Here is a 9,442-nt window from a genome sequence, read left to right on the forward strand (position 1 = left end):
GAGCACCCATGCTCTACCAACTGCACGAATTCCAGCGGGCTATGCTGAGCCCGCTTACCGCCTGGGCTCAGGCCGCGTCCAAATCGTTCGCGAACCCTGCCAGCCCGCTGGCCTACGTGCCTGGCGCCACGCGCCTCTCCGCCGGTTACGAACTGCTCTACCGGCTCGGCAAAGATTACGAAAAGCCGGAGTTCAATCTCCATCAGATCGTCAAAGACGGTCACAACATCCCGATCATCGAGCAGACGATCATCGAGAAGCCGTTCTGCCGTCTGATGCGCTTCAAGCGTTTCGCCGACGACAGCGACGCCGTGACCCAACTCAAGGACGAGCCGGTGGTGCTGGTGTGCGCGCCGTTGTCGGGCCACCATGCCACGCTGCTGCGTGACACAGTGCGCACGTTGTTGCAGGACCACAAGGTCTATCTAACCGACTGGATCGACGCGCGCATGGTGCCGCTCGAAGACGGCGAGTTTCATCTCGACGACTACGTTGCGTACATCCAGGAATTCATCCGCCATATCGGCGCGAAGAATCTGCATGTGATTTCGGTGTGCCAGCCGACCGTGCCGGTGCTCGCCGCCATTTCGCTGCTGGCGAGCCGCGGCGAAGACACGCCGCGCACCATGACCATGATGGGCGGCCCCATCGACGCGCGTAAGAGCCCGACTTCGGTGAACTCGCTCGCGACGCAGCATTCGTACGAGTGGTTCGAGAACAACGTGATCTTCACGGTGCCGCCGAACTATCCGGGCGTGGGCCGTAAGGTCTATCCTGGCTTTCTGCAGCACACGGGCTTCGTCGCGATGAACCCGGAACGTCACGCGGCTTCGCACTGGGACTTCTACCAGAGCCTGTTGCGCGGCGACGAAGACGACGCGGAAGCGCATCGCCGCTTCTACGACGAGTACAACGCGGTGCTCGACATGGACGCCGATTACTATCTCGACACGATCCGCGTCGTGTTCCAGGAGTTCCGCCTCGCTGAAGGCACGTGGGACGTCGCCGGCGAACGCGTGCGGCCGCAAGACATTACGAAGACCGCGCTGTTCACGATCGAAGGCGAACTGGACGATATTTCCGGCGACGGCCAGACCTATGCCGCGCATGAGTTGTGCACGGGCATTCCGGAGAAGGACAAGCGCCACTTCACGGCGGAAAAGTGCGGGCACTACGGTATTTTTTCGGGCCGCCGCTGGCGCACGATTATTTATCCGCAGTTGCGCGACTTCATCCTCGAGCACAACAAGGCGCCGAAAGTCGTGAAGGAAAAAGCCGAAGTCTGAGCGGCGCTTATGCAGTCCATACGAACGGCCTCCTGATGGGAGGCCGTTTTCTTGTGGGCCTACTACTGTTGGCCTACTACTTCGGGCCTAACTTTTCTGGCCTGCCTTAAGACCTGCTCCGAGCGGGATTGTGAAGCGCCTCTACCGCTCTGAACTTTGCAAGGCCGACACATCAAACGTCGCCCTACTTTCGCAACAGATAAGCGAGTAGTAGTTCGGTGTTCATCTGAATCACTTCGCTGCGTTCGCTCGCACTGCTGAAATCGCGGCCAAGCGTGGCTTCGAGCGTGAAACGGTTGGACACGATGTAATAGCCCATGCCGGACAGCGTCACATAGAAACGCAGCGGATCGACGTTCGTGCGAAACAGTCCCGCGCGCTGACCTCGCTCGAGGATGCCGCCGAGCGTGGCGACGATCGGAGAAATCATTTCGCGGATGCGCGTCGACTTCTGCATATAACGCGCCTCGTGCAGATTTTCGTTATTGACGAGGCGCAGTAGCTCGGGATGGTCGCGATAGTAATCCCAGACAAAATGCGCAAGGCGTGTAACGGCCTCGACCGGCGCAATGCCGTTCAGTTCGAGCGTGCGTTCCGCTTCGTTGAGCGCGCTGAACGCGTGCTCGAGTACTGCAGTGAAAAGCTGCTCCTTGCTACCGAAGTAGTAGTAGAGCATGCGTTCATTCGTCTCCGCGCGGCGGGCGATCTGATCGACGCGCGCGCCGAATAGCCCACCATTTGCAAACTCTTCGGCTGCCGCAAGCAGAATGCGGCGCCGGGTGCCTTCAGGATCTCTTTTGATTTTCGGCTGATTCATGGTGGCATTGTCTTCGTGAGCCGCGTTTTCCGGATCGCGCCGCCGGCCTCTCCTCGGGCCTTGCACCGACAGCACTGAACGGGCTGGTTGGGGGAAAACCCTTCTGCGGTCTTTCGAAAAAAGCGCTTCGATTATGGCACATGGATTGCCAATGGCAATTGGGGAAATCGGCGATAATGTGCTATTTAGTTCAAGCTGTGCGGCCGCCCGCCGAGTCCCGCTTGGCCCCATATCGTGACCGTGACAGAGCTCAAAACACTCGCAGATCGCATCGAAGATCTGCTTCCCCAGACGCAGTGCACCAAGTGCGGTTTTCCGGCGTGCCGTCCGTATGCCGAGGCCGTCGCATGCGGCGAAGCGAACTACAACCAGTGCCCGCCGGGCGGCGCCGAAGGCGTCGCGCGCCTCGCCGCCCTGCTCGGCAAACCGCTGATTCCGCTCAATTCCGCCAATGGCGTCGAACGGCCGCGGCCGCTGGCGGTTATCGACGAGCAGCTTTGCATCGGCTGCACGCTGTGCATGCAAGCATGTCCGGTCGACGCAATAGTTGGGGCACCGAAACAGATGCATACGGTGGTCGCCGACCTGTGCACCGGTTGCGATCTGTGCGTGCCGCCCTGCCCGGTCGATTGCATTTCGATGCCGCCTGTCACCGGCGAGGCGACTGGCTGGGACGCCTGGAGCCAGCCGCTGGCCGACGCCGCGCGCGAGCGGCACAACCGGCGCGACGCGCGTCTCGCGCGCGAGCGCGAAGCGGCCGAAGCACGTGTTGCGGCGCGGCGAAGCAGCGCGGGCGCCACTACGGCTGCTGGCGTGCCGCCGGGCAATGCGCCAGCGGCATCGCCCGCAAGCGCTGCTGACGACGCCGAAGCAAAAAAACGCGCGATCATCCAGGCTGCGCTTGAACGTGCGCGCAAGAAGAAGGAAGAGTTGGCCGCCAAAGGCCAGGGTCCACTGAACACCGAGCAGGTGAGCGAGGACGTGCAGGCGCAGATCGACGCGGCCGAAGCACGCCGCCGCCGTCTTGGACTCGCCGAAAAGCCGTCCGAAAAACTCGCCGACGAACCTGCCGACGAACCTGCCAACGAAGCTGCGGGCAAGCCCGCCGACGCCCCCGCCGGCAACCCGACGCCGTCCACACCGGCCAGCACGCGCAATCCGCGCTAACAGCATCCGCCACGCTCAGCATGAACGCGAACAAACGCCGCGCCATCTACGAAACGCTTCAGAGCATCAATCCGCACCCCACGACCGAACTGGAGTACACCACCCCGTTCGAACTGCTGATTGCCGTGCTGCTTTCCGCGCAGGCGACGGACGTGTCGGTCAACAAGGCGATGCGCAAGATGTTTCCGGTCGCGAGCACACCACGGAAAGTCCTCGAACTCGGCGAGGAAGGCGTCGCGAACTACATCAAGACGATCGGCCTGTACCGGAACAAGGCCAAAAACGTGATCGCGACTTGCCGCATTCTGCTCGATCAGTACGGCGGCGAAGTGCCCGAAGACCGCGAGGCGCTGGAAAGCCTGCCCGGCGTCGGCCGCAAAACAGCCAACGTCATTCTGAACACGGCGTTCGGCCATCCGACTATCGCCGTCGATACGCACATCTTTCGGGTTGCGAATCGAACCGGTCTCGCCCCGGGCAAGGACGTCCGGGCAGTCGAAGCAGCGCTCGAAAAATTCACGCCCGCCGAGTTCAAGAAGGACGCGCATCATTGGCTGATCTTGCACGGCCGCTATGTGTGCAAGGCGCGTCGGCCGGAGTGCTGGCATTGCGTGATAGAGCCGCTTTGCGAATTCCGGCCAAAGACGCCGCCGCCCGATCTTTGAGCGGGCGCGTTCTCAGCAGGCCGCGGCACCGGCGCGTAAAATGCCGCGTTATACATGATGGCAGCGGCCTCGCAGACGGCCCTCGCTGCGCCTATCTGTTGCAACGGCCTCTTGTCGCCCGCGTGCGCCGCGCTCTTCTTTTACTCCCACTCAATTCACCGGTCCGACGATGTTCAATCCCAGCCGCGACGAAGTCCGTCAATTTTTCACCGAGACCTGGCGCAAGCAGCGTCAGGGCGAGATTCTGACGCCGCTCGAAGCGATCGCCGCCGACTGGATCATCGAGCATCCCGAGTATCACGCGGATTTGACCGATACCGACGCGGCCCAGGCTCAGGACTACTCGCCGGAACGCGGGCAGACCAATCCGTTCCTGCATCTGTCGATGCATCTGGCCATCAGCGAACAGTTGTCGATCGACCAGCCGCCCGGCATCCGCGCCGCCCACGAGCGTCTCGCCGCCCGCCTCGGGTCGACGCACGACGCGCAGCACGCGATCATGGAATGTCTCGGCGAAACCATCTGGGAAGCGCAACGTACGGGCATGCCGCCGGACACCGACGCGTATTTGCAGCGAATCGAACGGCGCGCAACGCGCGACTAGCCGCAACGAGCCGGGAGCAAGGAACGCATGGAGTGGGCGCAATGGCATAGCAACCCGAGCAGAAGCCCGAAAAAGCAACCACAATCAGCCGGCTCAGCATCCCGGAGCCAGCCACTCACGCAAACACACGCGCCCAAACGCACGACACCCCGCCGAAGCGGGGTGTCGTGCAATCGCGAAGCGGCGCCGGTATGGCGCGGCGCGCTTACTTCTTCTGTACGAGATCGCCGTTCAGCGATTCGATATAAGCCGCGATGTCTTTCATGTCCGATTGCGACAGGCTTTGCACCTGCGCCTGCATGATCGCGTTGTTGCGGCCCATGTGCGGGTTGCCGTTACCCATCTGATACTGACGCAGCGCCCAGTAGACGTAATCGGAGTGCTGACCGGCGAGCTTCGGATATTCCGGGCTCACCGGCTTGTTCAGGTTGGCGCCGTGACATGCCGCGCAGTTGTGGCTCTCGGACAGCACCTTGCCGTTGCCGGCGTCGGCCGCGTGCGCGACGCCCGCTGCAACGAGACCGAATACTGCCGCCGACGCGCATGCAGCCTTGAACACCGTGTGGAGTGCCTGTTGGGGCTTATTCATGAATTCTCCTATCCCGCGAATTTAATAGCCGTGTGACTGGTTGGATAACCGCAGCCGATCACTTGTCGGGATTGCTCTTCGATGAGGAATTTTGCGCCGCGTAGTAAGCAGCGATGTCGGCGATGTCCTGATCCGATAGCGACGCGGTGATGGCGTGCATCGTTTCGAAGTGGCGATCGCCCTTCTTGTAGCCGCGCAGAGCGTTTTCGAGGTACGCCTGATTCTGGCCGCCGAGCATGGGCACGCGGTAGACCTCAGGGTAAGCCGTGCGATATTCAGGGATGCCGTGGCAGCCAATACACATCGCGACCTTGCCTTGGCCCGCTTTCGCGTTGCCGACGACATCGGCTGCCTGCGCACTGGCCGCATAGCCCGCGAGCACCGACAGCGCTGCGATCACGACGTGTTTGCCGACGAATTTATTCATAGCATGTAACCTGGCTTGAGGGGAAACGGGCGCCCAAAAAGGCAACGGCCCGCGCCGTTATTCTTATTGGAGCCACGCAGGCCAAAAAAATCGGGCTAATTGTACCGCGACGCCGCGCCGAACGTCCACCGCGCGGGGCCTGCGGCGCGGCGGACCGGCGCGGCCGGCCGCAGCGAGCGAGCGGGGCCACGGCCGCGGGCCGCGTGCGACAAGCCTTTTTGCGGCCCTTTTTCCGCGCGCCGTGGGACCGGGCGGCACTCGCGCGACCGCGGGTGGAACCTTACGCGAGCCCGTTTCAGGCCAACAGGGCTTCTGACTTATACTGGGTTTTTTCCGCCCAAAGAGCATCTCGCCATGCGTTTCGAAGGCTCATCGCAGTACGTCGCCACCGACGACCTCAAGCTCGCGGTCAATGCCGCGATGACGCTCAAGCGCCCGCTGCTGATCAAGGGCGAGCCCGGCACCGGCAAGACCATGCTGGCCGAAGAAGTCGCCGCCGCGCTCGGCATGCCGCTTTTGCAATGGCATATCAAATCCACCACCAAGGCGCAGCAGGGTCTGTACGAATACGATGCGGTGTCGCGCCTGCGCGATTCGCAACTCGGCGACGAGCGCGTGAAAGACATCCGCAACTACATCGTCAAGGGCGTGTTGTGGCAGGCGTTCGAGTCGGACAAGCAAACGGTGCTGCTGATCGACGAGATCGACAAGGCCGACATCGAGTTTCCGAACGACCTGCTGCGCGAACTCGACCGCATGGAGTTCTACGTGTACGAGACGCACGAGTTGATCCGCGCGAAACAGCGTCCGCTCGTCATCATCACGTCGAACAACGAGAAAGAGTTGCCCGACGCGTTTTTGCGCCGCTGCTTTTTCCATTACATCAAGTTCCCCGATCCGGTCACTATGCAGCAGATCGTCGAGGTGCATTACCCTGGCATCAAGAAGGAACTGCTGGCCGCGGCCATGCAGAGCTTTTTCGAACTGCGCAACGTGGCCGGGCTGAAGAAAAAGCCGTCCACGTCTGAACTGCTCGACTGGCTCAAGCTGCTGCTCGCCGAGGACATCCCGCCCGAAGCGCTGCGCTCGTCGGATCAGAAGCAGATCATTCCGCCGCTGCACGGCGCGCTGCTGAAGAACGAACAGGACGTGAGTCTGTTCGAGCGGCTGATTTTCATGAACCGCAATAACCGCTGAGTTACCGTTGAACCGCCACCGAACCGCCATCGAGCCACCGCCGGATCATCGCCAAGCCACCGCTAAGTGCCGTTAAGTACTGTTAAGCCACCATCGAGCGACCGCAAATGAACGCGCCACGTGGCGCCACCGCCGCAGAGGATCCAGCATGCTGATCGACTTCTTCTACTCGCTGCGCGCCGCAAAGCTGCCCGTGTCGGTGAAGGAATATCTGACGCTGCTCGAGGCGCTCAAAGCCAACGTGATTGCGCCGTCGCTCGACGAGTTCTACTACCTCGCGCGCATGACGCTCGTAAAGGACGAGCAGTACTTCGACAAGTTCGACCAGGCGTTCGGCGCGTATTTCAACGGCGTCGCGCAGACTTCCGAACTCGCCTTCGACGTCCCGCTCGACTGGCTGAAGAAAAAGCTGCAACGCGATCTGTCGCCGGAAGAAAAGGCGCAGATCGAAGCAATGGGCGGCATCGACAAGCTCATGGAACGCCTGAAGCAACTGTTCGACGAACAGAAAGAGCGTCACGAAGGCGGTAACAAATGGATCGGGACGGGCGGCACGTCGCCGTTCGGCAATGGCGGCTATAACCCGGAGGGCGTGCGCATCGGCGGCGACTCGTCGGGCAACCGCACGGCCGTGAAAGTGTGGGAAGCGCGCGCGTATCGCGATTACGACGACCAGGTGGAGATCGGCACGCGCAACATCAAGGTGGCGCTGCGCCGCTTGCGCCGCTTCGCGCGCGAAGGCGCCGCCGAAGAGCTCGATCTGCCGGACACGATCCGCAGCACTGCCGCCAACGCCGGCTGGCTCGACCTGAAGATGGTGCCCGAGCGGCACAACAAGGTGAAGGTGCTGATGCTGCTCGATGTAGGCGGCTCGATGGACGATCACATCAAGCGCACTGAGGAGCTCTTTTCTGCCGCGAAGGCCGAGTTCAAGCACCTCGAGTTCTACTACTTCCACAATTGCGTGTACGACTTCCTGTGGAAGAACAACCGCCGCCGTCACACCGAGCGCATCGCGACCTGGGACGTGCTGCACAAATTCACGCCGGACTACAAGCTGATCTTCGTCGGCGACGCGACGATGAGCCCTTACGAAGTGCTGCAGCCAGGCGGCTCCGTCGAATACAACAACGCGGAAGCCGGCGCGGTATGGCTGCGCCGCCTCGCCGACCACTTCCCGCATCATGCGTGGCTCAATCCGGAACCGGAAGGCTTATGGGCCTACCGCCAGTCCGTCAGCGCAATCCGCGAAGTGCTCGGCCAACGCATGTATCCGCTCACGCTCGCGGGGCTCGAGTCCGCAACGCGCATGCTGAGCAAGTAGTCCCGTAACGCTCTTCCCCCAACGATAAGAAAGCATTTGCATGAGCCGCTCGCCATCGCCTGAATTGTCCCCTGCCGGCATGCCTCCTGGCCGCTTAAATCCGCTCGCCGATACTTCCCTGTCCACCATCGTCGCCGGTTTCGTCGCGATGATGACCGGCTACACCAGTTCGCTCGTGCTGATGTTCCAGGCCGGCCAGGCCGCGCATCTGACGAACGCGCAGATTTCGTCGTGGATCTGGGCGTTGTCGATCGGCATGGCCGTGTGCACAATCGGTCTCTCGCTGCATTTTCGCGCACCGATCGTGATTGCCTGGTCGACGCCCGGCGCGGCGCTGCTGGTCTCGTCATTGCCGCACGTGCCTTACGAGCAGGCGATCGGTGCGTTTATCGTCTGCGCGCTGCTGCTGACCGTGGTCGGCCTGACGGGCTGGTTCGACACGCTGATGAAGAAAATTCCGGCGGGCATCGCGGCCGCGCTGCTGGCGGGCATCCTGTTCGAGATCGGCATCCAGATATTTCGCGCCGCGCAGTTCCAGACGGCGCTCGTTCTGACGATGTTTTTCACCTACCTGGTCGTCAAACGCATCGCACCGCGTTACGCGATTCCGATGACGCTGGTCGCCGGCACCATCGCCGCGGGCGTACTCGGGCTGCTCGATTTCAGCCACTTTCAGGTGGCGCTCGCGCATCCGGTGTTCACGATGCCGGCGTTTTCGCTCGCCGCGAGCATCAGTATCGGTATTCCGCTCTTCGTGGTCGCGATGGCGTCACAGAACGTGCCCGGCATCGCCGTACTGCGCGCGGACGGCTACAGCACGCCCTCTGCGCCGCTGATCTCGACGACCGGGATCGCGTCGCTGGTGCTCGCGCCGTTCGGCTCGCACGGCATCAATCTTGCCGCGATCACGGCGGCAATCTGCACCGGTCCCGAAGCGCATGAGAACCGCGCCAAGCGCTACACGGCCGCGGTGTGGTGCGGCATCTTCTACCTGATCGCCGGTATTTTCGGTGCGACGATTGCGGCGCTGTTCGCGGCGTTCCCGCGCGAACTGGTTGTGTCGGTCGCGGCGCTGGCGCTGTTTGGCTCGATCATGAGCGGCCTCGCCAACGCGATGCAGGACGTCAGGCAGCGCGAAGCGGCGCTGGTCACGTTCATGGTGACGGCGTCGGGGCTCACGCTGCTGTCCATCGGCTCGGCGTTCTGGGGCCTCGTGGCCGGCGTGCTGACGCAAGTGGTGCTGAATGCGCGGCGCTGATGAGGGTGGGGGCTGTGCGGTGTGCGGTGTGCGGTGTGCGGTGTGCGGTGTGCGGTGTGCGGTGTGCGGTGTGCGGTGTGCGGTGTGCGGTGTGCGGTGTGCGGTGTG

At 62.4% G+C, this 9,442-nt stretch carries 10 protein-coding genes; 7 read left to right on the plus strand and 3 right to left on the minus strand.

Going from position 1 to position 9,442, the window contains the following annotated elements; translation table 11 throughout:
- The first annotated feature begins 8 nt into the window (after nucleotides 1-8).
- Nucleotides 9-1,286: a polyhydroxyalkanoate depolymerase gene (locus F759_RS0130670; RefSeq protein ID WP_027803216.1), complete on the plus strand. Its 1,278-nt coding sequence runs from the start codon at nucleotides 9-11 to the stop codon at nucleotides 1,284-1,286.
- Between the two features lie 184 nt (nucleotides 1,287-1,470).
- On the opposite strand, the gene F759_RS0130675 is transcribed toward F759_RS0130670, so the two are convergent.
- Complete coding sequence (locus F759_RS0130675; protein WP_027803217.1) at nucleotides 1,471-2,103, minus strand: TetR/AcrR family transcriptional regulator; 633 nt, start codon at nucleotides 2,101-2,103, stop codon at nucleotides 1,471-1,473.
- A gap of 234 nt (nucleotides 2,104-2,337) precedes the next feature.
- Between F759_RS0130675 and rsxB the strand changes: the two genes are divergently transcribed.
- The 3 genes from rsxB (at nucleotide 2,338) to F759_RS0130690 (ending at nucleotide 4,539) form a co-directional block, all read left to right on the plus strand.
- On the plus strand, nucleotides 2,338-3,270 hold the full coding sequence (gene rsxB, locus F759_RS0130680) for an electron transport complex subunit RsxB (RefSeq protein WP_152530743.1): 933 nt from the start codon (nucleotides 2,338-2,340) through the stop codon (nucleotides 3,268-3,270).
- 20 nt (nucleotides 3,271-3,290) lie between these two features.
- On the plus strand, nucleotides 3,291-3,935 hold the full coding sequence (gene nth, locus F759_RS0130685; protein ID WP_027803219.1) for an endonuclease III: 645 nt from the start codon (nucleotides 3,291-3,293) through the stop codon (nucleotides 3,933-3,935).
- 169 nt (nucleotides 3,936-4,104) lie between these two features.
- The gene (locus F759_RS0130690) at nucleotides 4,105-4,539 is read left to right on the plus strand and encodes a DUF1841 family protein (protein ID WP_027803220.1); all 435 of its coding nucleotides are present in this window, start codon (nucleotides 4,105-4,107) and stop codon (nucleotides 4,537-4,539) included.
- A gap of 205 nt (nucleotides 4,540-4,744) precedes the next feature.
- Here F759_RS0130690 and F759_RS0130695 read toward each other — a convergent pair whose 3' ends face one another.
- Both F759_RS0130695 and F759_RS0130700 read right to left on the minus strand, forming a co-directional pair.
- Nucleotides 4,745-5,128 carry a c-type cytochrome gene (locus F759_RS0130695; RefSeq protein ID WP_027803221.1) on the minus strand — a complete coding sequence of 128 codons (384 nt, stop codon included), beginning with the start codon at nucleotides 5,126-5,128 and terminating at the stop codon, nucleotides 4,745-4,747.
- Between the two features lie 58 nt (nucleotides 5,129-5,186).
- On the minus strand, nucleotides 5,187-5,555 hold the full coding sequence (locus F759_RS0130700) for a c-type cytochrome (RefSeq protein WP_013338619.1): 369 nt from the start codon (nucleotides 5,553-5,555) through the stop codon (nucleotides 5,187-5,189).
- Nucleotides 5,556-5,909: 354 nt separating this feature from the next.
- Between F759_RS0130700 and F759_RS0130705 the strand changes: the two genes are divergently transcribed.
- The 3 genes from F759_RS0130705 (at nucleotide 5,910) to F759_RS0130715 (ending at nucleotide 9,334) form a co-directional block, all read left to right on the plus strand.
- Nucleotides 5,910-6,752, plus strand: coding sequence for an AAA family ATPase (locus F759_RS0130705; protein ID WP_027803222.1), 843 nt, complete (start codon nucleotides 5,910-5,912; stop codon nucleotides 6,750-6,752).
- Nucleotides 6,753-6,900: 148 nt separating this feature from the next.
- Nucleotides 6,901-8,076, plus strand: a complete 1,176-nt coding sequence (locus F759_RS0130710) for a vWA domain-containing protein (RefSeq protein ID WP_027803223.1) — start codon at nucleotides 6,901-6,903, stop codon at nucleotides 8,074-8,076.
- Between the two features lie 40 nt (nucleotides 8,077-8,116).
- Nucleotides 8,117-9,334, plus strand: coding sequence for a benzoate/H(+) symporter BenE family transporter (locus tag F759_RS0130715; RefSeq protein ID WP_027803224.1), 1,218 nt, complete (start codon nucleotides 8,117-8,119; stop codon nucleotides 9,332-9,334).
- Nucleotides 9,335-9,442: the final 108 nt, after the last annotated feature.

Source organism: Paraburkholderia dilworthii, from assembly GCF_000472525.1.
Classification (GTDB): Bacteria; Pseudomonadota; Gammaproteobacteria; order Burkholderiales; family Burkholderiaceae; genus Paraburkholderia; species Paraburkholderia dilworthii.